The following is a 24,053-nucleotide window of genomic DNA, read 5'->3' as shown; positions in this document are numbered from 1 at the left end:
GGGTTGGACATGGTGCTCGATGCGTTTTCGGTAAGAGTTGCCCTGGGCGTGGTTACAGTGACTCTCCTGGTGCTGTTCTGTACCTCATTCCACCGCACGCGCTCGCCGTATGCAGGCTGGTGGAGCCTGGCCTTGCTGGAGTTCATGGTGGGCAATGCTGCTTTCCTTCTGAACGGCACCCCTCACCAACAGTGGGCCAACCCCTTGGGCAACGTTCTGGTGGTGGCGGGTGCATTCAGCGTTTGGGCGGGGGCGAAGACCCTGCGGGACCAGAAAGCGCCGCCGTGGCAGTTGGCCGTTGGACCAGCCGTAACAGCTATCGCTTCCATCCTGGAGAGCCCCGCAACCAATGTGTGGTCCGGAGGGTTCGTGTACCTGGCCATGATGACCGTGGGCATTTCGTTGGCCGCCTACGATCTGTGGTTCATCAAGTCCTCGCACTCCCAAGTCCACAAAGCGCTGTCCATCGCCGCGGGCCTGTTGGCCATCTATTACATGGGCCGTTGGATGGTTTATGCATTGGAGGGACCGGCGAGCCACGCCTTCACCACCTACTTTGGCCCCGGACCCTCCGCGCTGATATCCATGGTTCTTCTGGTCACCGTGTCTTTCAGCATGACAGCGCTCACCAGCGATCAGCTCATCAGGGGCCTCAAGGAACGCGCAGCCCGGGATCACCTCACCGGCCTCCTCAACCGCGGCACCTTCCTGGACTTGGCCGGTACTGAACTGAACCGACTGCACTCCACGGGATCCGGCGCGGCTGTAGTCCTGGCCGACCTGGACCACTTCAAAGCTGTCAACGACGAATACGGCCATGGTGCCGGGGATGTGGCCCTGCGGGCCTTCGCCGAAGCCTGCGGCGCTTCGGTCAGGTCCACGGACCTCATCGGACGCTACGGCGGCGAAGAGTTCATTCTGTTCCTGCCCGGGGCCACCCAGGATCGTGCCGAAAGCATCGCAGCGGAAATCAGCCGCCGCATGGCAGCCACACCGGCGCCTGAAGGCGTCTCCTTCCCCACCATCAGCTACGGAGTCACCTCCAGCATCCCTGCCGGCGCCGATCTGACATTCATGATCGAAGTAGCGGACGCAGCCCTCTACAGCGCCAAAGCACAAGGAAGAAACCGGATTGTAGGAGCTGACCGCCTCGAGGCGGCAATTATCGCGGATGAGGCCCGATCATGACCTTCAACGAACTCACCACCAGGATCCAGGTCCAGCACACCCAGGAGCTATCCGCCTTCCGGCAAAACATCACCAGTGCTCCCTACATGGCGGGAACACCCACCTCGCTGAATGCGGACCGCCGCTCGGTCAGGATGGGGCCTGTTCAGTCGGTGGAGGATGGCAATGCCAACCTGACCATAGTGGCCGACGTCGAAGGCCTCGCCTGGTTCACGGCCGACAAGGGCCTCCTGGGAAGCTGCATCACAGTATCCATCGCGGGACACCGCAGGAATACCGGCACCCGCGTCCACCTTCCGCTGGCCGAATGCGACGCCTGGATCGAGGCCATCCTCGGCGGATCCTGGATCACCCACGTGTACCGCGCCGGCAAGCGGGTGGAGCCTGACGGCAGGCTGGACATTGCCTCCTACCGGCTCTTCCTGGACGAACGCCGCAATCCCGTGGACAAACCGCAGGCTGTCGCCGACACCACGCTGCGGCGCCTGGAAGAATCGTGACCAGCACCAAGCCTCGAAGGCTGGTCTCAACTGACGATGCCCGCATCGAAAAACTGGAACGGCACGTCCAGGCCCTGATGCAAGAGCTCCACCAAGCACGTTATGAGCAGCGGCGGGAGGCGCTCACCGATGCGCTCACCGGGCTCGGCAACCGTTTGGCCTTGGTGGATGCGTTCACCGCGGCCCGCGATTCCGCTGCCCGGGGCGCCGCTCCGCCTGCGCTACTCCTGCTGAACCTGGACAGTTTCAAAGCACTGAAGAACTCTGCCGGCCATGCCGCGGGTGACCAGGTTCTGGTCACCGTTGCGATGCGCATACAGTCGGCTGTCCGGGAGAACGACGTCGTTACCCGCCTGGGTGGCGACGAATTCGCCGTGCTGTTGCCCGCCACGCCCCAAACCCGGGCCACCGCCGTCGGCAACCGGATCCTGGCCGCGCTGGAACCCGCCATCGATCTCGGGAACAACAGTGTCCGCTGCGGTGCCAGCATGGGCCTGCGGATCGCAGAGCCGCACCACACCCTCGAGGACCTCCTCCAGGAAGCTGATTTTGCGGTCGACGAGTCCAAGAGCGAGGGACGTAGCAAGCTCAAGGTGTTCGACCCTGCCACCCTGCACGCCCGTCAGCTCCAGCGGCAGATTGTGGGCGAACTTCGCGAAGCGATCCGCTCGGATCAGCTGGTTCTCTTCTATCAACCGATCGTGGAACTGGCGAGTGGAAGGTTAGAGGGCTGCGAGGCCTTGGTCCGCTGGAACCACCCCGTACATGGCCTCATCATGCCGGACCAGTTCATCCCTGTTGCGGAAGCGACGGGGCTCATCGCGGAGCTGGGCAGGTGGGTCCTGCGTACCGCCGTGGGTCAACTCCGGCATTGGCGGGACAACCCGGCCACCGCACACCATGACTTTTCCATGCGCATCAATGTTTCAGCCGCGGACCTTCAAAGCCTGGAATTCGTGGACGACGTCAGCGAGGCCCTGGCGGAGGAAAGCCTGACCCCGGAATCCCTGGTCCTGGAGTTGACCGAGAGCGCCATCATCCAGAACAACGAACTGGACCGTTACACCCTGGCAAGCCTGCACAGGCTTGGCGTGGGACTGGAGATCGACGACTTCGGTGCCGGCTACTCGTCCATGGGCTACCTGAGGAAACTCCCCGTGGACCGGGTAAAAGTGGACCGGCAGTTCGTGAAGGACCTCGGAAAAGACCCTTCCCAGCTCAAGTTCCTTGCCGCCATCCAGGAGGTCATCCGATCGTGCGGGCTTGAAGGCGTTTGGGAAGGCATCGAGACCGCCGACGAGGCAGAGGCACTGCGGAGCATCGGCTGCGCCAGCGGCCAAGGCTATTACTTCGGCAGGCCTTTGCCGGAGGGCGAATTCACGGCGCAGCTGGCGCGGCAGACTGTTTGGCCGGCTTAAACAAGCAACGCGGGGTCACTTAAGGCCCATCCCGAAGGGATTTATGGGCTGTAAGTGACCCCGCGTTGCTTTAGGCGGGGAGGATCAGCCGAAGTACTTCGGCAGGGTGCCTTCGTGTGCTTCGCGGAGAGCATCCAGGGAGAGCTCGTCCACGCCGTTGATCTCCAGCTTTCCGCCGGCGGCGTCAACAACGCCGATCCGGAGGTGGGCGAAGCCGCGGGCGGTGCACATGTCCTTGAACCGGACTTCCTCGGAGCGGGGAACGGACACGATCGCACGTGCCTGTGACTCGGAGAAGAGCGCGGTGAACAGGTCCACGCCGTCGCGCTCCATGAGTTCCTCAAGGGCGATGCGGGCGCCGACGCCGTAGCGCAGCGAGGACTCCACCAAGGCAGCCGCGAGGCCACCCTCGGAGAGGTCGTGTGCTGCGTCAACCATGCCGTCGCGGGAAGCGTTGATCAGGATCTCGCCCAATGCGCGCTCTGCTGCGAGGTCAACCTTCGGCGGCAGGCCACCGAGGTGTCCGCGGAGGTTTGACCATTCCGAACCGTCCAACTCTGCTGCGGTGGTGCCCAGCAGGTAGATGGCCTGGCCGTCCTCGCGCCAGCCCGACGGCGTGCGGCGGGCGACGTCGTCGAGCTTGCCCAGGACAGCCACCACAGGGGAGGGGTGGATGGGCGTGGTGCCGGTCTGGTTGTACAGGGACACGTTGCCGCCCGTGACCGGGATGCCGAGTTCCATGCAGGCGTCGGAGAGGCCACGGATGGCTTCTGCGAGCTGCCACATGACGTCCGGGTCCTCGGGGGAACCGAAGTTCAGGCAGTCGCTGACGGCCATCGGAACAGCGCCGGACGTGGCGACGTTGCGGTAGGCCTCGGCCAAGGCAAGCTGTGCACCCTGGTACGGCTCGAGGTAGGTGTAGCGGCCGTTGGCGTCGGTGGCCAGGGCAACGCCCAGGCCGGTTTCCTCGTCAACGCGGACCACGCCGGAGTCGTCCGGGAAGGCCATGGCAGTGTTGCCGCCCACGTAGCGGTCGTACTGGTTGGTGATCCAGGCCTTGCTGCACATGTTCGGCGATGCCACGAGCTCGGTGACGGCTGCGGCGAGCTCCGAGGGAGCCGAAGGACGGCCGGCGTCCTCGACGGAACCGGTGAAGGTGTTGGCCTGCACCGAGTCCTGCCACTCCGGGCGGGCGAACGGACGGTCGTAGACCGGTCCGTCGTGCGCTACGGTGCGGGGATCGACGTCGACGATTACGTCGCCTTCCCAGGTGATGATGAGGCGACCGGTGTCGGTAACCTCACCCAGCCAGGAGTACTCCACGGCCCACTTGTCCATCACGGCTTCGAACGCGGCGATGTTCTCCGGGGTCACGACGGCCATCATGCGTTCCTGCGACTCGGACATGAGGATTTCGCCCGGAGTCAGCGTGGGGTCGCGCAGCAGGACGGAGGTCAGCTCCACCTGCATGCCGCCGTCGCCATTGGAAGCGAGCTCGGACGTGGCACAGGAAATACCTGCAGCGCCGAGGTCCTGGATGCCTTCAACCAAGGAGCCCTTGAAGAGCTCCAGGCAGCACTCGATGAGGACCTTCTCAGCGAAGGGGTCACCCACCTGGACGGCCGGACGCTTGGAGGGCTTGGTGTCATCGAAGGACTCCGAGGCCAGCACCGAAGCGCCGCCGATGCCGTCGCCACCCGTGCGGGCACCGAACAGGACAACCTTGTTGCCCTTGCCGGAGGCGTTGGCCAGGCGGATGTCCTCGTGGCGCATGACGCCCACGGCCAGTGCGTTCACCAGCGGGTTGCCCTGGTAGACGGAGTCGAAGACCATTTCGCCGCCGATGTTCGGCAGGCCAAGGCAGTTGCCGTAGCCGCCGATGCCGGCAACGGCCCCGTGCATGACGCGGGCCGTGTCCGGGTGGTCGATCGCACCGAAGCGCAACGGGTCCATCACGGCCACCGGGCGGGCACCCATGGAGATGATGTCGCGGACGATGCCGCCGATGCCGGTAGCGGCACCCTGGTACGGCTCAACGAACGACGGCGAGTTGTGGGACTCGATCTTGAAGGTCACGGCCCAGCCGTCGCCCAGGTTGGTGACGCCGGCGTTCTCGCCGATGCCCACCAGCATGTCCTTCTTCATTTCCTCGGTGACCTTCTCGCCGAACTGGCGGAGGTGGTTCTTGGAGGACTTGTAGGAGCAGTGTTCGCTCCACATGACGGAGTACATGGCCAGCTCGGCGCCGGTGGGGCGGCGGCCAAGGACCTTGACGATCTCGTCGAATTCGTTCTGCTTCAGGCCCAGTTCGGCCCACGGGAGTTCCGTGTCCGGGGTCTTGGCAGCGTGCTCAACGGTGTCGATGTTGAACTTCTTGGTGGTTTCCGTGGTCACTTGTCGCCTCCCACAATCTTGGTCAGTACGGAGGTGAAGAAGCCCAGGCCGTCGGTGTCCAGGCCGCCGGTTCCATCAAGCGATTCGGGACCGAAGCCAGCCTCAACAGCGTGCTCCGGGTGCGGCATGAGGCCCACCACGTTGCCCGCGGCGTTGGAGATGCCGGCGATGTCGCGGCGGGAGCCGTTCGGGTTGAAGCCCACGTAGCGGAACACCACGCGGCCCTCAGCCTCGAGGGCATCCAGGGTCTTCTCGTCGGCGATGTACTGGCCGTCCTGGTTCTTCAACGGCACAATGATTTCCTGGCCGTCCGTGTAGTCCACGGTCCAGGCGGTGTTGGCGTTCTCCACGCGCAGCGTCTGGTCGCGGCAGATGAACTTCAGGTGGTCGTTCTTGATCATGGACCCGGGCAGCAGGTGCGACTCGGTCAGGATCTGGAAGCCGTTGCAAATACCCAGAACCGGGAGCTTGGCGTCGGAGTTGGCAGCGTCGATGATCTTGGACATCAACGGAGCGAACCGGGAAATGGCGCCTGCGCGGAGGTAGTCGCCGTAGGAGAAGCCGCCGGGGATGATGACTGCGTCAACATCGCCGAGTTCGCTGTCGGCGTGCCAGAGCGGCACCGCCGTGGCGCCTGCAAGCCGCACTGCACGGGCGGCGTCGCGGTCATCAAGGGTTCCGGGGAAGGTCACAACGCCGATCTTGGCGCCTGCCAAGCGGGGTTCCGCGGCGACGGCTACAGCCTCGCCAATCAGGGGGATCGACGTCATATCAGGCCTCGACGACCTCGACGTTGACAACATCCTCGATCACCGGGTTGGACAGGAGGGTCTCGGCAGCTTCACGGGCCTGGGCCAGGATAGCGTCGGTCACCTCGCCGTCGACCGTCAATTCGAAGCGCTTGCCTTGGCGGACTGCGCTGAAGCTGTTGAAGCCGAGGCGGGGCAGAGCACCCACGATGGCCTTCCCCTGGGGGTCCAGAATCTCGGGCTTGGGCATGACGTCAACGACGATCCGGGGCATCCGGTAACTCCTGTGCGTGAGTTGGGTGAACCTTAAATAAGGCTGCCGCGGAGGTGCCGTCTCACGCCGTTCAGCCGCATTCAAACAGCGTTTCGAACACAGGGTTGGACACGGTGGTGAACTGCAATGTTTGAACGGCATGGGGGGCGCTCCGCGAGCTTGCACACCCATTCTACCGGGCGCGGCGCGCATACCCTATTCAGCCGGAATGCGCGAGGGCACCCCGCCGAGGCGGGGCAAATTGGACCAGATGGCGGCCCGATGCAGGTACTGGAAAACGGCCGACGGCGGCACTGGCCGCGCGTGGTGGGCGTCACTAGGATTGCGGCATGGCTGAGAAACCGAAATCGATGGTGCTGGGCGTTGTGGCCGCGGCAGTTTTTGCTGGTTTGGGCCGTATGGTCATCCAGAAAATCATGGCGGACAGGGCTGCCCGCGAGAACCGGGTGACCGCTCCGCTGGATGCGGAAACGCGAGCCAGGATCAGCGACGCCCTGCGCAGGCCAAGTAAGCAATACCTAACGTTCAAACCGCCGTTTTGCGGCGGAATGGCGCGGATTAGGGCACAGACAAATGCGCTATTCGAAGGGGTTAAATAGCGTGGTTCCGGCGTAGTTTGGAGAGTACACGCGGGGTTCAACCCCAGTACTATTCAGGATCCACACCAGGAGGAACAATGACCGAACACGTTGCCGAAGTATCCGCCTGCAGCGTTGGCACTTGCGGGTTCAACCACAATGGCTGCACGGCCTTCGGAATCACCATTGGCGGAACCACGGATCACGCATCGTGCGCCACGTTCATCGACACGAATGCCATGGGTGGCCTCCCCAAGGTCCTCGCCCACGTAGGAGCCTGCCAGCGCTCGGAGTGCGTCCACAACAACAACCTCATGTGCGAGGCACACGACGTCAAGGTTGGTCCGGGCCGCGAAGCCGCCGACTGCCTGACGTACGAGCACGCCTGATATTCCACGAAGAAGCGGGCCTGCCCTCCTTGGAGGACGGGCCCGCTTCTTTGTGCGTGCGTGCTACTTCTTCCTAGCCGGCCACCTGGTTGGTCAGTGGCTTGCCGTCCTTCAATGCTGAGATGTTCTCCGTGACCAGGTGGGCCGAACCCTTGGGGCGGTTGCCTGCCACGTGGGGCGTGATGATGAGGTTCGGGGCAGCCCACAGCTTCGAATCGGCGGGCAGCGGCTCAACCTTGGTGACATCGAGGGCCGCGGCGCGCAGGCGGCCCTCCTGCAGTGCCGCAAGGAGGGCGTCTTCGTCAACCGTGGCACCGCGGCCCACGTTGACGAATATGGCGGTCTGGGGGAGGGCTCGGAGGATGTCTTCGTTGAGGGCGTCGGTGGTCTCGTCCGTGGCGGGCAGAATGGAAATCAGGACGTCGGTGGTGCCCAGAACCTCGGGTAGCTCGCCTGTTGAAACCACAGGGAATCCATAGCGCTCACCCTTGGAGTTGGCCACGCCGGTGACTTTGGCACCCAGGGCGGCCAGCAGGGGAGCGAGCCGCCCCGCGATGGAGCCGAAGCCCCAAATGGTGACGTTGGCGCCGTCGAGCGTGTAGAGCTGTTCGGTTGCCGGGTTGGACTGTGCCTCGTTGTAGGGCTTGTTCCACGTGGCTGCCTTTTGGGATTCCAGCAGAACGTCCAGCCTGCGGGTTGCTGCCAGTACGAGCGCCAGGGCGTGTTCGGCGACGGGGCCGTCATGGAGTGAGCGGCCTGAGGTGATGGCCACGCTGTCTGCGAAGCCTGCTGCCAGCACGGGGTCCGGTCCGGCTGCGAGCGTCTGGACCAGCTTGAGAGTGGGCATCGAGCGGGCGGCGTCGGTCAGGTTCTCCGTGGTGTTGCGCCACACCACCAGGACCTCCGCGTCGCGGTGCTCGCTGGGAATGAGTTTGTCTACTGCGTAAACCACCGCGTTATCCCCTGCCGCGGTGAGGTGGGCGAGGTCAAGGTCGATGGTGTCGGGGACAAGGATTTTCACGGCGACTCCAGGGTTCGAAAGACGTTGGCGGTTTCGCTTTCGAGGCTACAGCTTTGCCGCGTCGAAGGGCTTCCCCCAGCTTCATCCCTAGCAATGTGACGCCCAACACTCTATGGTTGTAGGACGTTCGACGTAGCACGTAACACGAACGCCCATCGTGATGATTCGAAAGGACACTGGATTTGAAATCCATACCCCCTGCACCATCGCTCGCCCGTATCGCAGCCGCCGGCGCACTGAGCCTGGGCCTCCTGGCAGGCCTCGGCCTCCCGGCCATCGCCGCGCCGATCCCACCAAGCAACCCCACTGCAGCTCCCGGCACCTTCACTGAGGCCAACATCGGTGCCGACCGTACAGGCGCCAACTTCTTCTACCGGATCCCCGCCTTGACGTATCTGGGCAACAACGTGGTGCTCGCGGCCTGGGATGGGCGTCCGGATTCAGCCGCGGACGCTCCCAATCCGAACTCGATCGTGCAGCGCCGCAGCACCGACGGCGGCCAGACCTGGGGGCCGGTCACGGTCATCGCGGCCGGCCATGTGGGCGATGCCAGCGGTCCCAAGTACGGCTACAGCGACCCCTCCTACATCTACGACTCTGAGGCGGGGAAGGTCTTCGCGTTCTTCGTGTACTCCAAGGACCAGGGCTTCGGTGGCAGCCAGTTCGGCAACAACGACGCTGACCGGACCGTGATTTCCTCGGCAGTCATCGAGTCCTCCGATGGTGGGGTCACCTGGAGCCAGCCGCGGCTCATCACCAATGTGACCAAGCCCGGAACCAGCAAGACCAGCCCCGCAGCAGGCGATGTCCGGTCCAACTTCGCGTCCTCCGGCGAGGGCATCCAACTCAAGTACGGCCAGTACAAGGGCCGCCTGATCCAGCAGTATGCAGGGGACATCCGCCAGGCGGACGGCACCAACAAGATCCAGGCCTACAGCGTCTACTCCGATGACCACGGCGCCACCTGGCACAAGGGCGCCAACGTCGGTGACCGCATGGACGAGAACAAGACCGTGGAACTCTCCGACGGCCGCGTGCTCCTGAATTCACGGGACAACGCCAACCAGGGCTACCGCAAGGTGGCCATCTCCACGGACGGCGGCGCCACCTATGGTCCCGTCACGCAGGACACCGAACTCCCGGATCCTGCCAACAACGGCGCCATTGCCCGCATGTTCCCCAACGCGGCGCAGGGCTCCACCGATGCCAGGAAGCTCATCTTCACCAACGCCAACTCCAAGACCGGCCGCGAAAACGTCTCCGCCCGCGTCTCTTGCGACGACGGTGCAACCTGGCCCGGCGTCCGCACCATCCGGTCCGGCTTTTCCGCCTACTCCACGGTGAGCCGCCTCGGGGACGGCAAGTTCGGCGTGCTCTACGAGGGCAATTACACGGACAACATGCCGTTCGCGGCGTTCGATGACGCCTGGCTGAACTACGCCTGCGCCCCGCTCTCGGTCCCGGCTGTCACCACCGCGCCGGGGGCTACCCAGCAGGTGCCCGTGACCGTCACCAACCAGGAAGCCGTCACGTTGTCCGGCGCAACAGCCACTGTCTACACGCCCACTGGCTGGTCGGCCACCACGGTGCCGGTGCCCGCCGTCGCCCCCGGAGCCTCGGCAACCGTCAACGTCGCACTGACGGCGCCCGCGAACGCCAGCGGACCGCAGAACCTGAACGCCGCATTTACGACGGCGGATGGCCGGGTTTCGCAATTCACGTTCACGGCGACGGTGCCGGTGGCCCCGCAGGTAGGCCTGACCATCACGGGAACGGCTCCGACACGCGATGTCGTCGCCAGCCCGTACCAGGTGGGAGAGGTCCTCAGCTACTCGCTCAACGTCAAGAGCACGGCCAACGTCACGGCCAACTCAGTGCCGGTTTCCGGGACTTTCGACTCCGGCTTCCTGCCGCCGTCGGCCCCTAACTGCCGCTTCAACAACCTGGCCGCGGGTGCCAGCTACAACTGCACCACCGCCAAGCACATCATCACCGCTGCCGACGTTGAGCGGGGCTACTTCGTGCCTGAAGCCAGCTTCAGCATCACCGCAAGTTCGACGCCGTCCCTCACCAAGACTGTTCCGTTCGCCGGCTCTGCGGTCGCCCTGCGCGACGGACTGCTGACGGCAGACATCAGCGGGGCGCGTGCCGACGTCGGGCGTGACCTCGCAACCCAGCCGTACGCTGCAGGTGACGTGGTTCCGTATACGTTCGCAGTGAAGAACACCAGTCCGCTGGTTGAGAAGGTGGTCCCGACTGCCGGCAACTTCAGCCCGTTCCTTCCGGAAGGGCCGGGCAACTGCCGCTACGGTGTGCTGCCGGCCGGGCAGAGCTACCAATGCGCCACCCCACGGCACACCGTGACTGCTGAGGAAGCCGAACAGGGATTCTTCACTGCGAAGACCACTTGGGAAGTCAGTTCGGCAGGCCAAAGCACCAAGACCATCACGGTGGATGGCGGCGAAGTGGACCTCAAGGTTCGTGAACCCAAGCTTGAGGCCACCGTCTCGGCCGCGTGGGAAGACGCCGACGGCGACCGGTTCGCCAGTGCCGGTGATCCCGTCACGTACACCTACACGGTGGGCAACGCGGGCAATGTCGCCGTGACCGGTTTGGAAGCACCCGACGCCGGCATCTCGGCGGCTGCGCTCGCCGCCGGGTCCACGGTGACCGCTACGAGCGAGCATGTGCTGACGGCAGCAGATATCGCTGCCGGAACGCTCGGTGCCGTTTCCTTTGAGGCAAAGGCGCGCAACGGCTCCCGTGAAGTTGCCACTGCTGCCGAAGGTGATTCGCTGGTGCTGGCCGTGCAGCCGCTGCAACCGGAGGCTGAGCCCACCGTGACCCACCAGAACCTGGGCACGCCGCCCACCGACCTGGGAACCGCGGACAAGTACCGCACGGGCCAGAAGGTGGTGCTGAAAGGCCTGGAATACGGGGACTGGTACTACGTGTACCTGAACAAGGCCAGCTACCGTCTGGGGTGGATCTTCCCCACCACGGACAACACCGTGGAATTCATCCTTCCCCCGGACGTCAAGAACGGGCGGGACGACGTGGTGGTCCTGGACAAGGACGGCGTCCAGGTCTCGTTTGACCGGCTGCAGGTGACGCCCAAGGGCTGATCATTGCCGTTCGACAACAGCAACGGACCGCAGGAACTTCCTGCGGTCCGTTACTGGTTGTTCCATGACAAATCGCCGGTGCTGTGACAAGACAAATTTCTCCAAATGTGCTCTATGTCATATTTGGCTCTCACTAGGTACTCTGTGACTCGGCTGGTTGCGCTTCTTTGACAGGAACTGTCAAAAAAACCAACCAACTCCAGTTGACAGGCCTTGGCGATGGAGCCCGGGCCTCCCTCAGTGAAAGGTGCAACGACTCGTGAAATCACAAGGAAAGAGCTTCGTCAGAAGCGGGCGGCTTCGAAAGGCTGCGGCACTGGCCGTGGGCTTGCCGTTGCTTCTCTCTTCGATGGCGATGCCGGCCCAGGCCGCTCCCGCTCCGGAGACGCCCGGGAATGTTGCAGGCGTGGCCAAGAAGAACCTTGACCCCAGCGCGTATAAGGACGGCCGTTACATGGTGGTCCTTGCCGAGAAGCCTGCAGCAACCTACGACGGCGGCACGGCGGGCCTTGCGCCCACCAAACCGGAAGAAGGCACGAAACTCGACGCCGACAGTGCCGAGGTGAAGGAATACCAGCAGCACCTGCAAACGCAGCAGCAGGAAGTTGCAACGCAGGAAAACGTCACCATCGAGCGTGACTTCACCACCGCCGTCAATGGTTTCAGCGCCAACCTGACGGCAGACCAGGCCATTAACCTGGCCAAGGACCCCAAGGTCCTCATGGTCGCACCGGACACGCAGTACGCCCCGGACTACTCAACCACCGACTTCCTGAAGCTCAGCGGTCCCACCGGTACATGGGCCACCCAGTACGGCGGACAGGACAATGCCGGCAAGGGCACCGTTGTTGGCGTGATCGACACCGGCTACACCCCCTCCAACCCGTTCTTCGCAGGTGAGCCCGTTGGCCCGCTGGTAGGCAACCCGCAGGTCGGCGTTCCCTACCGCACGGCCGACGGCAAGATCGCCATGCTCAAGGCAGACGGCGACACCTTCGTCGGAGAATGCCAGGCCGGCACCGACACCGGCTCGGATTATGACGGCAGCGCCTGCAACTCCAAGGTCCTCAGCACCCACTACTTCGCGGACGCCTTCCTTGAGACCGTTCCCCCGGAGAATCGTGCTCCGGAAGAGGTCATCTCTCCCGTCGACGTGGACAGCCACGGCACCCACACCGCGTCCACCGCTGCGGGCAACGCCAACGTGGACGCAGTGGTGGACGGCCGCAGCTTCGGAACCACCAGCGGCATCGCACCCGCAGCAAAACTGTCCGTCTACAAGGTCTGCTGGGAAGACACCGACCCCGCCACGGGTGGCTGCTACGGCTCCGCTTCCGTGGACGCGATCGAGCAGGCCATCCTGGATGGCGTGGACGTCCTGAACTACTCCATCTCCGGTTCCACCACGTCCACCACGGATCCCGTTTCGCTGGCGTTCCTGTCCGCGGCCTCCGCTGGTATCTTCGTGGCCACCTCGGCCGGCAACTCCGGACCGACCGCCAGCACCGTAAACCACGGAGCACCCTGGCTGACCACCGTTGCCGCAACCTCCTTCTCGCAGGAGCTCCAGGGCACCGTTGAATTCTCCGATGGCAGCAAATTCCGCGGAGCGAGCATCATGAACCGCGAGGTGAACGGGGCCGGCGTCGTGCTGTCCACCAACGCTGCAAGCGGTGAAGGCAACGCGGCACTCTGTGCCCCGGGGTCCCTGGACCCGGCCAAGGTAGCCGGCAAGGTTGTTGTCTGCGACCGCGGCGTGGTTGACCGTACCGCCAAGAGCGCCGAGGTGCTGCGTGGCGGCGGCGTGGGCATGATCCTGGTGAACCTGACGGATTCGTCGCTGGACACCGACAAGCATGTGATCCCCACGGTCCACGTGAACCCGCCTGCTACCCAGGCCATCAAGGACAAAGTCACGGCCAACCCGGCCATCACCGTGTCCCTGCTGAACCGGGACACCACGGGCCTGCCTGCCGAGGCGCAGCCGCAGATCGCCGGGTTCTCCTCGCGCGGACCGCTGCTTGCCACGGACTCGGACCTGTTGAAGCCTGACGTGTCCGCCCCCGGCGTCGCCATCCTCGCCGGTGTTTCTCCGATCGGTACCGGTGGAGACAACTTCGGCTTCCTGTCCGGAACGTCCATGGCCTCCCCGCACGTTGCCGGTTTCGGCGCGCTGATCCTGGGCAAGAACCCGAAGTGGTCCCCGGCCACCGTGAAGTCCGCCATGATGACCACCGCCGGTCCGGTCAAGCTGGCCAACGGCGCCATCAACAAGGACGTCTTCGCAACAGGTGCCGGACAGGTTGATCCGGCCAAGGTCCTCTCGCCCGGCCTCGTCTACGATGCCACCACCGAGGACTACCTCAAGTTCATCCAAGGCACAGGCATGGACCTGGGCATGGAAGGCCTCGGCACCACGGCCCCGCGCGACATGAACGTTCCTTCCTTCGCCCTCGGTAACCTCGCAGGCAAGATCGAGGTCACCCGTACGGTGACGGCGCTGACCCCGGGCCTCTACCGTGCCTCGGTCAACGTCCCGGGCGTCAACGTCAAGGTCACTCCGTCCGTCCTGAACTTCGGGGCAGCCGGTGAGAAGAAGACGTTCAAGGTCCAGTTCGAAAACAACAACGCACCCCTGGGCAAGTTCGCCATGGGTTCGCTGAGCTGGCAGGGTGCCAACAAGACCGTCACCTCGCCGATCGCTGTCAGGCCGCAGTCCGTCATCGCGGACAAGGCCCTGGCGTTTACCGGAACGGGCCGCAACGGCTCGGCCACCATCAACATCACCTCCGGTACCAACCTGCCGGTGGGCGTCACTGTTGATGGCCTGTCCAAAGCTGATTCCTCGGCAGTCGAGCTTGTTCCCGGCCCGTTCGCGGGTGAGACCAATGCTTCGAACTACGTGAAGAAGGTGACGGTTGGCCAGGGAAGTGCCCTTGCCAAGTTCTCGGTCATTTCCTCCAACGAGGCCGCGGACTTCGACATGCTGGTGCTCACTCCCTCCGGTCAGCAGTTGCCGGCGGCTACGGCTTCTGCCAGCGAAACCCTGTCCGTCCCCAATCCGGAGGCCGGCGACTACTACGTCTTCGCCAACCTCTACGCGAGCCCCAACAACCAGGCCACCAAGGCCACTGTTGATGCCGCAGTCCTGGGAGCCAACCAGGGCAACGCCACGGTGACGCCGAATCCGATCCGCCTCGCCAACGGCAAGACGGGCCAGATTTCGCTGAACTGGAAGAACCTGGAGCCCGGCTCCTACATCGGCCGCCTGACCTTCGCAGGTACCAGCGAGCCGAGCTTCGTCACCGTCCTGGTCAACGCCGGCGGCACCGTAGTGGTTCCTGACGACGAGGACCCGAAGAAGGACAAGAAGGACAAGAAGGACCGCGGCAAGATCCGCGCCGACCAGCCGACGCAAAGCAACAACGCCGGCTAAGGCCTTCTTGACGAGTTAACTGATGGTGGAACGGCAGTGGCCGGTGGGATATCCCGCCGGCCACTGCCGTATCTTTCCATCATTTACCGGCTTCCCATCAGTTACGAGGAAGGAACAGCGGTGGTCGGTTCGGAACTCGGCAGATCGTCGGCTTTGGGTGGCACAGGTCGTTTAGGCTTGCCTGGCCCCAGCGCGAACAAGCCGAAGGCGAGAGTTGCGATGCCGATCATCAACCACGCTGGGGTGTAACCCGCCGAAGCCGCCATCTCACCGAAGATCCAAGGCAGAATAAACCCGCTGACAGCCGTCACGGTCAGGAGAAGGCCCACCGCTGTTCCAATGAGTTCCGGGGGCACGTCCGGATCTTCTCCGGGAGCGGTTTGCCACACCGCAAAGCAGCCGTTGAAGCCAAAGCCGATGAGCGCTGCGGACAGCCACAGCACATCGGATCCCGCAGCGGGCAACAAGAGGATCCCGATTCCCTGAATCGCCAGGAAAAGGAGGAACGTGATCTTTGCGCTCAACAGTCGATCAGCGAGGAGGCCGGCAATGATGCTGCCCGGGATGCCCGCGAGGCCGACCAGCAATCCCGCCAATGCCACCACCTCCACGGAGAACCCGCGTTCTTCTGCCGCATAAACACCTATCAGTTGGGAAGCGACGAAGTACGCCCCGTAGCCACCGAAAAACGCCATGCTGTGACGCCATAGCCTTCGATTGCGGAGTATGGCCGCGATGTTCCGGCCGCTAAGCCTCGTGCCCAGCAGGGCCGGAACTCCCTGCGGAATCCGGTACACCACCAGAACCAGAAGCGCACATGCCACGGCGATGAGCCCTGCCAGGATGAGGGCTCCCCTCCAGCCCATTGACCGTTCGACCGGTCCCCAGGCGTAGAGGCCGACGGCTACGCCTGCACTGAACGCGGCGGAGACAACACCCAAGGCCGCAGCATGTTCACGCCCGCGGAACCAGACGCTGACGGCCGCAATGCCTATTCCTGCATACACAGATGCGGCAAGCCCGGCCAGTACGCGCAAGGTCAGCAGCATTGTGTATCCATCAACGATCCCGGCCAGCGCGGTGAAGAGGCCTTCCAGGAGCAGGCCTCCGACAAGGGCGGCGCGGATGCCGCATTTCGCGGCGATGAAGCCGGCGGGGATGTGCATGATTCCGTAGCCGACGACGAAGCCGGAAATCAGCAGGGCAAGCTGGGGCAGGTCCGCGTCGTAGTCCGCTGAAATGCCGGCGAACGTGGACGGCATGACGAACCAGTTGAAGGTCATCGCAACGAAGCCCACGGCGATGACGCCCAGCATGACCCATCGTGCGGAAGCGTTCTGCTGGAGTTGACTGTTCATGTCGAAACCGGCGCTTAGCTGAAGAACGTCTTGATGGCGGCGGCCACTGATTCGGGATTCTCCAGCGTTGGGAAGTGCGTCTTCCCAGGGATGTGGATGGGCGTGAACCAAGGGTTCCCGGCCGCGAATTCCTCCTGGAACTTCCGGTATTCGGGGTCCAGTGGCTGAGAGTAGATGTGAGCCACCTCGAGGTTGCCCGGGACGGCTTTCATCCGTTCAAGTGGGTTTTGCCATTGTGCATAGCTCTTCTGGATCTCCCGGCAGGCCCGCATCCACATGCTTTCACCGAACCAGGTCATCTCCCGCTGGACGTGGTCGATGACATCAACGGAACCCGTGCCTTCGGTCCATTCGTCGAACATGCTCTGCCGTGCCGCGGCGACGGTAGTGGGGGAGGCTCCTTGTTCGATCTGCTGGTGAAATCCTTCAAATGGTTTCAAGAGCCAGTCGATCACCACGGCTTGGCCGAAACGCTTGGCGCCAAGCCGCTCCTGAACGCCGATGTTGACCCAGCAGCCGTGGGAAGTTGAGGCGATCCTGACATCCTCGAGATCGAGTTGTTCGATGAACTCCACGGTGTCCTGGATGAGGTCCTCGGCAGTGAAATCGGCCGGCGTCCCTGCACTGCCGTCGTGACCACGGAAATTCAGCCGCAGCACACGGAAGTGGTCCCGCAGATGGGGTTCCAGGAGTCGAAAGAGCCGGTGGTCCTGGGCCCACCCGTGGATCAGGATGAGCGGGGGAGCCGAGGGGTCCCCCGATTCGACGTATTCGAGGGATGTGTTGTTGATGGACGTGGTTTTGAGCTGCACGATGACCTCACTCGAGAGTGTCGGAAAGAAGGGGATATTGATTCAATGTGACGAGCGTCACCGGAAGCTTATGGGCCGCTGCTTCGCCAAGTCAATAGCCTGCTATGTAAATATTTTGAGGGTTCCAATTACATAGCTAGGTATGTAATACTTCTCGGCGTGAGCGAGCTCACATCCACCCAAGCACCGATCGAGGAGTTCCAAATGAGCGTTTCGCAGGGCCATGTTGAAATTGCCGGTGGCGGCATCGGGGGGTTGACCGCGGCGGCTGCCTTGGCGCGGCGCGGCTGGACAGTCCGTCTCCACGAAGCCAATCAATCAATCCGTGCTTTGGGCGCGGGGATATACCTGTGGGACAACGGGCTGGCAGTGCTCCGCGCGCTGGGCGTCGAAGGTATGGCCACGGAGGGCGCCCATTACGGGCCCAGCATCCAGAGCCGCGACAGCCAAGGAGCCTTGATCGGGGAGACGCCCATCAACACCGCGGGATCAGTTCGGGTGCTTACCGTGCTGCGCGAGAAGTTGATTGCAGCCCTGCATTACGCCGCCGTTGAGTCGGGCGTTGAGATTGTCACAGGTTCGGTGGCGGTGGGGGCTGAGGTGGAAGGGGTTCTCAGGTTCGCCGATGGCAGCTCGAGGGCGGCCGATCTGGTCATTGCGGCAGATGGTGTTGGATCGCAGGTACGTGAAAGCGTCGGCCTGTTGCGTCGCCGGCAGGCCTTGGGCCAGAGATGCGCACGACTCCTCCTGCCCCGTGCCGCCGGTGATGTTCCCCGTGAGATCGAAGACAACTACATCGAGTACATGTCAGGCCAACGGTTTCTGCTCTATACGCCCAGCAGCTCAGGGGATCTCTATGTGGCGCTCGTTTGCCCGGCCTCGGACCTGGGGGCAATGGGTGGCCATTTGCCGAAGGACGAATGGGTGCGGTCATTCCCTGCACTGGAGTCCCTCATCCGGAGATTGGGTCCCGTTCCCCGTTGGGATGACTTCGAGTGGGTGGAGCTGTCAAAGTGGTCCGCCGGCCGGGTTGCCGTCATCGGAGATGCGGCACACGCCCAGCCACCCTATCTGGGGCAAGGGGGCGGCTGCGCCATGATGTCGGCACTTGGCCTGGCGCATGCAGTCTCCGAATCCGGACGTTCCCTCGAAGGAGCCCTTGCGCTGTGGGAATCCACGGAGCGACCGGTCATCGAACACACCCAGAGGTTCTCGGTTCGCGTGAGTGAACTGAACAACGTCCCCGACGATGCGCGTCGGGAGATCCTCAAAGTCGCCGCCACCTTGCCGCGGATAGGCCGTTCCCGGGCCCGCGCGGCATCAACGGTTCCCACGGGAATGAAGGTGCCGGTGGAAGTCGGCGAACGGTTCAAAGGGTGGGACAGGCTCGCCGATCCAAGCCCCGCTATTTAGCAGAGATCTGGGCGTCAACGATCTGGACGAAGTCCTGCAGGACGGCAACAACCTGGCGGCGTGTTTCCGGCGGAAATTGAAGCAGCGAATCTTTCTGGAAGTCCCGAAGGATACGTCTCTTCCCTTCCCAAAGTTCAGCCCCCCGGGAGGTGAGCTCCACCAGCGTCACCCGGTCATCATGCTCGGAGGGCCTACGGGAAACTATGCCGCGTTCTTCAAGGGAATTCAGCATTCGGGTCACAGTAGGCTGCGCGATTCCGGCTTGGCGGGCAATCTCGCCGACGGGAAGGGCGCCACGCTGGGCGACTGAATCCAGCACGGCCACCTGGGATTCTGTCAGGGTCTCGCCTTCGCCCAGCACGCCTACCCGGCTGCGTCCCCGACGCAGCACCCGATACACGTCGTTGCAGGCGCGGATCCAGTCATCAAGCAGTTCGGGAGGGACGTCGTGGCTGCTCATAATGTGAGGGTTCCTGTGAGAAGTGATTCCTGAAATCCAGACTAGTCGCGTGCCCTTCCTCCAACAAATCCATGAGAGGCAGAAAGAAAAATGCAATCCTCACTTCATAAGTACGGCTCATCTGACCAACAAGTGGTCAGTTTCCATCAACCCGGTGATGGTGGTGCGATCCATGGCACGGCGGTGCTGGTGCATGGAGGGTACTGGCGTGAGGCCTTCACTGCTGAGCTCATGGTGCCGCTTGCGGCAGACCTGGTCATGCGCGGCTGGGCGGTTGCCAATGTGGAGTACCGGCGGGTCGGCCAAGCGCCGGCACCATCCGCAATGGTCAATGATGTTTCGAGGGCTGTGCAGTGCGCGCTCGACTGGAGTGCCGAATCAGGGAACCCAAGGAAGGTGGTCGGAATTGGGCACTCGGTAGGTGCCCAGCTTGGGATGCTCAATGGTGGCCTTCTGGACGCTTTTGTAGCTTTGGCGCCCGTCACCGATTTACCCCGGGCCTACAGGGAAGACCTGGGGGAGAGTGCAGTAAAGGGGTTCATTGGTGACGACGCAGGGGACCTCCCCGCCCGGCTGGAGAGGTACTCTCCTGTGCATCAGTTGCCTCTAGGGAAGCCCCTGCTCGTTGTCCATGGTTCAGACGACCAAAGGGTCCCGGTTGCCCACTCCAAGGCATACCGCGCGAAAGCCACGAGCCTTGGCGACGCGGTCGACTTCTGGCAGCTGCCCCATTTGGACCATCTGCAAGCCATCAACCCTGGCGGCATCCATTGGCCGCAAGTGGTCGAATGGATGCACGCCCGGCAGGCCGATCAGTCGGCTTAGGACGGGTCTCTCCCCGGGAAAGCTGAGCGGGCGGGGTCGCCGCCTATGCGGCGCCGGTTGAGCCTCCGGTGTTTCCCAGCAGGGACGCCAGGGTTTTCCAGCGCGAAATCTCGCAGCCGTCGGTCCTGCTGAAATGGCTGTGGACCTTGCGTCCACGGAACCAGCCAGTGACCACGGCTACTTGGGGGCCGCCGTACTGTTGCGTGCAGATCCGGTCCGGCCGGGGTTCCGGGAAGAAGATCTCCTCGCCAAACTGCTCGACGGCGGCCAGCGCCGCAGGTGCGTCCGGCAAGTTCGAGTCCAGTGAGTCGGAGTCCGGGGAGAGGAAGCCGGCGACGGACCGGAGGTGGAATTCGTGGCTCTCAGCGCCAGGTGCCTCGGTCAGCGTGACTGTGAGGTCGACGTCGTACTCGCTGTTGGGTGACTCGCTCGTGGGGGAAACCATAGTGACCTTTCGCTGGTGGCGGCGGGTGCTCAGGCGGCCAATCCACCCAGCTCATGGAGGAGCGGATCTACTGCCTGGAGCACGCGGGCCCGCAGCTCCTGGGATTCTGCTGCGAAAGCCCGCTGGTATTCAACGTACTCGGCCTTGCCCTGTGGTGTCTCGATCCTGATGGGTGGGTAGCCCCATTCTTCGAGATCGTACGGGGAGGCCTTCATGTCCATGGCACGGATCCGCCACGAGAGCTCGAAGCAGTCCATCACCAGCTCGCTTGGCAGTGCCGGGGTCAGCTTGTACGCCCACTTGTAGAGGTCCATGTTGGCGTGCAGGCAGCCCGGCTGCTCCATGGCCCGCTGGGTTTCGCGGGTGGGTTCGAGCTCGTTCAGGGGAATGGCATCAGGGGTGTAGAAACGGAACGCATCGAAGTGGGAGCAGCGGATGCGGTTCTCTTCCACCACCGTGTCCGTTCCTTCACCGCCGAGCCTCAATTGCAGGTATTCGTGCCGCAGCTCGAACTTCTCCTGGCGGTACACCATGGCCCACTCGTGCAGGCCGAAGCACCCGAACTGGGCCGGACGCTTGGCTGTGCCTGCGAGGATGATGCCCGCGAAGCGGACGGCTTCGGCGCGGTCGGCCACGAAGCTGCTGCGATCAAAGGTGACCGCCGGCGTGCCCGCGGGAAGCCCGAGTGAGGCGAGTTGGCCGTCGTCGAGCGTTCTGTAGAACTTCCACGTGGCACGCTCCAGGGCGCGCGGACCGCTGAGGACTGTGCCGTCCCCAGGGTGCCAGCGCAGCAGTTGGCCCGGTTTTTGGGTGTAGTACGTGAAGAGGAAGTCCTCTACAGGGTGCTTCCTACCGGCCGAGCGTCGAGCCAGGTACGGGTCTGCGTAGCGCGCGACGCGTGCGTGATGGGCTGCCTCCAGCCCGAGCCATTGCTCTTGGGGGAGGTGCTGCGGCCTAGAGGCCGCCATCTGATCCGAGGACGCTCTTGGCGGCGTCCCATAGCGCGATCTGGCAGCCGTCCGTCCGACTGAACGCCGCCGTGACGTCCTTGCCGTCCACGGCACCGGTCACCTTGGCCGTTGCCGGGCCGCCGTATTGCATGGTGCAGGCCTGGTCGGTCTTGGTGGGGGCAGGGCTGAGGATGGAGGGGCTGTTCTTGATGGATGTGCACGCTTCGGCAGCAGACGGGTGGTTGCTTTCGGCGGCCGGCGCGCCGGCCGTGCAGACGAGGGTGAAGGTCTGCGGTGCGGCTTCGGGCGTTTCAATCAGCGTGATGGAGAGCTCGGCATCGCCTGCGCCAGTGGCTGCTGACGCGCTGGGAGTTGCGCTGCTGCTTGAGGGGGCCGACGACGACGGTGCCTGCGTTGCGCTGCCCGTCGAACCTGGCGATGGGGTGCCTGAGCATGCGGCGAGGCCAGCGACGGCCAGGACTGCCAACAAGTACCGAACAAATCGCGTGCGCATGGAATCTCCTAGGTTGCGTCCATTTTACGTGGCACTTTTGGTGCCCGCCTCTGTGTCCGCTTCCAGCAGACCACTGCCGCTGTGCGCTTGGCTAGGGAAACTGGCTGTCGGTTTGGTATCAGGTTGAGCTGCTGCGTTGGGTTGCCGCGATCAGGCCGGTCATGGCTTGGTGGAGCTCGGCTACCTCTTCGCGGCTGAGCTGCAGGCGTTCGCGGATTTCGCCCGGGACGGCAGTCGCCTGCTTGCGGAGGGCGGCGCCCTTCTCTGTCAGCTTGATGGCCAGAGCGCGTTCGTTGCCGGGCACGCGTTCGCGGGTGATGAGCTCGGCTTCCTCGAGGCGCTTCAGCAGGGGGGAGAGGGTGGCTGGATCATGGAGGAGGCTGTCGCTGATGTCCTTCAGCGTCCGGGGGCTCCGTTCCCACAGGGCAAGCATCACCAAGTACTGGGGATGGGTTAGTCCAAGCCGTTCCAGCACGGGCTTGTAGACGCCCACCACGCTGCGGGACGCGACGGTCAGGGCAAAGCAAAGTTGGCGCTCCAGGAGGAGGTCGTCAGTCTCCTGGGTGGGCTCGTCGATGGCCGTCATGGCTGCCTCCTGGGCTTGCTGCGTCAGCTCGCGCCGATCAATTAGTTAGTGTACTAACAATTAGCGTACTATGGACTCATTGAACCGTCTAAAAAAGAGGAGTCGATCCGCGTGGCCAAGGAATCTCTCACCCGGAAGTTCATGCGCGCCACTGGGAAGTTCAGGGTTGTTTTCGGCCCCGCGCACAGCAGTTCGCTCGACCATGAAATGACCGAAGCGAACCGGAAGCTCCTCGCGCAGCGCCAGGCCGAGACGCAGCAATGGGAAACGCTCCGCCGCCCCGATGGCAGCACCTACGTGGTGCCCCGCAATCCGGATGACAAGTCGCTGCGGTAGGCGTTCTTTCACGGATTTGGGCGTAAAATTGCCTCACTGAACGGCATGCACTGGCCCTGCCGCTCTTTCTCTCCCGTAGAAAGGAGGTGGAAGAACATGGGACGCAAGTTGGAGGGATTCCAGCATGTCACTGAACGGCTGCAGTCCGTCTTTGGACCGGCAACCCACGGTGACATGGATACCCCTGTAGTGCACAAGCATGACGATTTTGAGACCGCCTCCGAGGCGGATCTGAAGAACTTCGACGTCGAGACCGATTCCGAAGGCCATCACTACGCTGTCCGGAACAACGATCCCGGCCCGACCTCAACTGACTACTCGGTACGTCACTGACTATCGCGCAACTCATCAGCATGCTTATGATGTAGAAAGCGGTGATGCCGTGACAAAAGGGGGTCGTCGATGAGTTTTCAGGATGATGTTGCAGGGGTTCCAAGCGAGGCTCCCCGTCAGGATCGGACCGCCCCGCCTTCGGTGGCGCCCACGTCCAGGCCAACCCGCACCGCGGCCCTGTGGGTGGCTGTGGCCGTTGGCTTGGTGGTCCTGGTGATGCTGATTGTGTTCTTTGTCCAAAACCAGGACATGATCACGGTCCGCTTCTTCGGACTCCAAGGGACGCTGGCCCTCGGCACCACGCTCTTCATCGCAGCTGTAGGCGGCGGCGTGCTGGTGGCCCTGGCAGGCGGTGCCAGGATCCTCCAGCTCAGAATGGTCAACCATCGCCGCAGGAAGGCTGTGGGCGGCCCGGGGGCGGGACCCTAGAAGCTGTTAACTGCGGAAGGACCGGAGCGCTTGCTCCGGTCCTTCCGCAATTTAATCCCGACGGCGGCACTCCCTGACGATGTTTAGCCCGCCGGGGTGGTGGGTCGTCTTAGCCTTCGCAGTCAGTGCAGTAGGCGACGCCATCTTTCTCGCGTGCGATCTGCGAGCGGTGGCGGACCAGGAAGCAGGAGTGACAAGTGAACTCGTCGTTAGCCTGCGGGATGACCTGGATGACCAGTTCTTCAGCGACGATTTCGCCGCCGGGGCCGTTGGCGTCAAGGCCATCGGTTTCGTCCAGTTCCAGCACGACGCTCTTGGCCGTGGGGGCGCTGGCGGATTGGAGAGCCTGGAGGGATTGCTCCTGGTTCTCTTTTACATCGGTACGGAGTTCGTCGTAATCGGCTGCCACTTTTTAATGCCTCTTCGTGTTAGGGGGTTACCGGGTATGCAACGTACAGCATGCCACGAAAATTCCATACCATACCCCAGTTCTGACGCTTGTGGCGAAAACCACGTGTCT

Annotated in this window: 24 protein-coding genes; 12 read left to right on the top strand and 12 right to left on the bottom strand. The window is 63.5% G+C overall.

Translation table 11 applies throughout. From position 1 onward, the window contains the following. The first annotated feature begins 9 nt into the window (after positions 1-9). The 3 genes from ACSSVG_RS07130 to ACSSVG_RS07120 are packed head-to-tail and all read left to right on the top strand — an operon-like array spanning position 10 to position 3,106. Positions 10-1,188, top strand: a complete 1,179-nt coding sequence (locus ACSSVG_RS07130) for a GGDEF domain-containing protein (protein ID WP_492419162.1) — start codon at positions 10-12, stop codon at positions 1,186-1,188. Further along, positions 1,185-1,688 (top strand): hypothetical protein, encoded by a 504-nt coding sequence (locus tag ACSSVG_RS07125; protein ID WP_231340340.1) that lies wholly within the window; start codon positions 1,185-1,187, stop codon positions 1,686-1,688. Before ACSSVG_RS07130 ends, ACSSVG_RS07125 begins: the two co-directional genes overlap by 4 nt. Continuing rightward, the gene (locus ACSSVG_RS07120; RefSeq protein WP_492418122.1) at positions 1,685-3,106 is read left to right on the top strand and encodes a putative bifunctional diguanylate cyclase/phosphodiesterase; all 1,422 of its coding nucleotides are present in this window, start codon (positions 1,685-1,687) and stop codon (positions 3,104-3,106) included. The genes ACSSVG_RS07125 and ACSSVG_RS07120 overlap by 4 nt, the downstream gene beginning before the upstream one ends. Before the next feature lie 84 nt (positions 3,107-3,190). On the opposite strand, the gene purL is transcribed toward ACSSVG_RS07120, so the two are convergent. The 3 genes from purL to purS are packed head-to-tail and all read right to left on the bottom strand — an operon-like array spanning position 3,191 to position 6,523. Then, on the bottom strand, positions 3,191-5,500 hold the full coding sequence (gene purL, locus ACSSVG_RS07115; protein WP_492418121.1) for a phosphoribosylformylglycinamidine synthase subunit PurL: 2,310 nt from the start codon (positions 5,498-5,500) through the stop codon (positions 3,191-3,193). Beyond that, on the bottom strand, positions 5,497-6,270 hold the full coding sequence (gene purQ, locus ACSSVG_RS07110) for a phosphoribosylformylglycinamidine synthase subunit PurQ (RefSeq protein ID WP_253466163.1): 774 nt from the start codon (positions 6,268-6,270) through the stop codon (positions 5,497-5,499). The genes purL and purQ overlap by 4 nt, the downstream gene beginning before the upstream one ends. Before the next feature lies 1 nt (position 6,271). Then, positions 6,272-6,523, bottom strand: coding sequence for a phosphoribosylformylglycinamidine synthase subunit PurS (gene purS, locus ACSSVG_RS07105; RefSeq protein ID WP_011773385.1), 252 nt, complete (start codon positions 6,521-6,523; stop codon positions 6,272-6,274). Positions 6,524-6,852: 329 nt separating this feature from the next. Between purS and ACSSVG_RS07100 the strand changes: the two genes are divergently transcribed. Both ACSSVG_RS07100 and ACSSVG_RS07095 read left to right on the top strand, forming a co-directional pair. After that, entirely contained in the window at positions 6,853-7,122 is a 270-nt protein-coding gene (locus tag ACSSVG_RS07100; protein WP_492419291.1) for a hypothetical protein, read from the top strand. A gap of 77 nt (positions 7,123-7,199) precedes the next feature. Then, the gene (locus ACSSVG_RS07095) at positions 7,200-7,490 is read left to right on the top strand and encodes a DUF1540 domain-containing protein (RefSeq protein WP_159705675.1); all 291 of its coding nucleotides are present in this window, start codon (positions 7,200-7,202) and stop codon (positions 7,488-7,490) included. A 73-nt stretch (positions 7,491-7,563) separates the two neighbouring features. On the opposite strand, the gene ACSSVG_RS07090 is transcribed toward ACSSVG_RS07095, so the two are convergent. After that, on the bottom strand, positions 7,564-8,511 hold the full coding sequence (locus tag ACSSVG_RS07090; protein ID WP_492418117.1) for an NAD(P)-dependent oxidoreductase: 948 nt from the start codon (positions 8,509-8,511) through the stop codon (positions 7,564-7,566). A 182-nt stretch (positions 8,512-8,693) separates the two neighbouring features. Between ACSSVG_RS07090 and ACSSVG_RS07085 the strand changes: the two genes are divergently transcribed. Next, entirely contained in the window at positions 8,694-11,636 is a 2,943-nt protein-coding gene (locus ACSSVG_RS07085; protein ID WP_492418115.1) for an exo-alpha-sialidase, read from the top strand. 259 nt (positions 11,637-11,895) lie between these two features. Then, positions 11,896-15,072: a S8 family serine peptidase gene (locus tag ACSSVG_RS07080; RefSeq protein ID WP_492418113.1), complete on the top strand. Its 3,177-nt coding sequence runs from the start codon at positions 11,896-11,898 to the stop codon at positions 15,070-15,072. A gap of 101 nt (positions 15,073-15,173) precedes the next feature. Here the strand turns inward: ACSSVG_RS07080 and ACSSVG_RS07075 are convergent, their stop codons facing one another. Together ACSSVG_RS07075 and ACSSVG_RS07070 are read right to left on the bottom strand one after the other, a co-directional pair. Next, positions 15,174-16,430 carry an MFS transporter gene (locus ACSSVG_RS07075; protein ID WP_492418111.1) on the bottom strand — a complete coding sequence of 419 codons (1,257 nt, stop codon included), beginning with the start codon at positions 16,428-16,430 and terminating at the stop codon, positions 15,174-15,176. Positions 16,431-16,444: 14 nt separating this feature from the next. Next, the gene (locus ACSSVG_RS07070; protein WP_492418109.1) at positions 16,445-17,242 is read right to left on the bottom strand and encodes an alpha/beta fold hydrolase; all 798 of its coding nucleotides are present in this window, start codon (positions 17,240-17,242) and stop codon (positions 16,445-16,447) included. Between the two features lie 159 nt (positions 17,243-17,401). On the opposite strand from ACSSVG_RS07070, the gene ACSSVG_RS07065 reads away from it, so the two are divergent. Beyond that, entirely contained in the window at positions 17,402-18,655 is a 1,254-nt protein-coding gene (locus ACSSVG_RS07065) for an FAD-dependent oxidoreductase (protein WP_492418107.1), read from the top strand. On the opposite strand, the gene ACSSVG_RS07060 is transcribed toward ACSSVG_RS07065, so the two are convergent. Further along, positions 18,648-19,115: a MarR family winged helix-turn-helix transcriptional regulator gene (locus ACSSVG_RS07060; RefSeq protein ID WP_231340473.1), complete on the bottom strand. Its 468-nt coding sequence runs from the start codon at positions 19,113-19,115 to the stop codon at positions 18,648-18,650. The genes ACSSVG_RS07065 and ACSSVG_RS07060 overlap by 8 nt on opposite strands. A 90-nt stretch (positions 19,116-19,205) precedes the next feature. On the opposite strand from ACSSVG_RS07060, the gene ACSSVG_RS07055 reads away from it, so the two are divergent. Next, a complete protein-coding gene (locus tag ACSSVG_RS07055) occupies positions 19,206-19,940 on the top strand; it encodes an alpha/beta hydrolase family protein (protein ID WP_492418105.1) in 735 nt (244 codons plus the stop codon). A 43-nt stretch (positions 19,941-19,983) separates the two neighbouring features. On the opposite strand, the gene ACSSVG_RS07050 is transcribed toward ACSSVG_RS07055, so the two are convergent. The 4 genes from ACSSVG_RS07050 to ACSSVG_RS07035 all read right to left on the bottom strand — a co-directional run bounded on the left by ACSSVG_RS07050 (position 19,984) and on the right by ACSSVG_RS07035 (position 22,435). After that, the gene (locus tag ACSSVG_RS07050) at positions 19,984-20,385 is read right to left on the bottom strand and encodes a serine protease inhibitor (protein ID WP_492418104.1); all 402 of its coding nucleotides are present in this window, start codon (positions 20,383-20,385) and stop codon (positions 19,984-19,986) included. A 29-nt stretch (positions 20,386-20,414) separates the two neighbouring features. Next, positions 20,415-21,353, bottom strand: a complete 939-nt coding sequence (locus ACSSVG_RS07045; protein WP_492418102.1) for a 3-methyladenine DNA glycosylase — start codon at positions 21,351-21,353, stop codon at positions 20,415-20,417. Next, positions 21,340-21,849 (bottom strand): SSI family serine proteinase inhibitor, encoded by a 510-nt coding sequence (locus tag ACSSVG_RS07040; protein ID WP_231340477.1) that lies wholly within the window; start codon positions 21,847-21,849, stop codon positions 21,340-21,342. Before ACSSVG_RS07040 ends, ACSSVG_RS07045 begins: the two co-directional genes overlap by 14 nt. A gap of 118 nt (positions 21,850-21,967) precedes the next feature. Then, positions 21,968-22,435 (bottom strand): MarR family winged helix-turn-helix transcriptional regulator, encoded by a 468-nt coding sequence (locus tag ACSSVG_RS07035; RefSeq protein WP_253466186.1) that lies wholly within the window; start codon positions 22,433-22,435, stop codon positions 21,968-21,970. A gap of 111 nt (positions 22,436-22,546) precedes the next feature. Between ACSSVG_RS07035 and ACSSVG_RS07030 the strand changes: the two genes are divergently transcribed. The 3 genes from ACSSVG_RS07030 to ACSSVG_RS07020 all read left to right on the top strand — a co-directional run bounded on the left by ACSSVG_RS07030 (position 22,547) and on the right by ACSSVG_RS07020 (position 23,533). Beyond that, positions 22,547-22,771, top strand: coding sequence for a hypothetical protein (locus ACSSVG_RS07030; protein ID WP_026541816.1), 225 nt, complete (start codon positions 22,547-22,549; stop codon positions 22,769-22,771). 96 nt (positions 22,772-22,867) lie between these two features. Continuing rightward, entirely contained in the window at positions 22,868-23,104 is a 237-nt protein-coding gene (locus ACSSVG_RS07025) for a hypothetical protein (RefSeq protein ID WP_253466189.1), read from the top strand. Between the two features lie 69 nt (positions 23,105-23,173). Further along, positions 23,174-23,533 carry a LapA family protein gene (locus tag ACSSVG_RS07020; protein ID WP_492418099.1) on the top strand — a complete coding sequence of 120 codons (360 nt, stop codon included), beginning with the start codon at positions 23,174-23,176 and terminating at the stop codon, positions 23,531-23,533. 109 nt (positions 23,534-23,642) lie between these two features. Here ACSSVG_RS07020 and ACSSVG_RS07015 read toward each other — a convergent pair whose 3' ends face one another. Continuing rightward, positions 23,643-23,942, bottom strand: a complete 300-nt coding sequence (locus tag ACSSVG_RS07015) for a DUF4193 domain-containing protein (RefSeq protein ID WP_011773410.1) — start codon at positions 23,940-23,942, stop codon at positions 23,643-23,645. Positions 23,943-24,053 lie beyond the last annotated feature (111 nt).

The organism is Paenarthrobacter sp. E2MeOHC11 (assembly GCF_058744955.1).
This window is presented reverse-complemented; position numbering and strand designations above follow the sequence as displayed.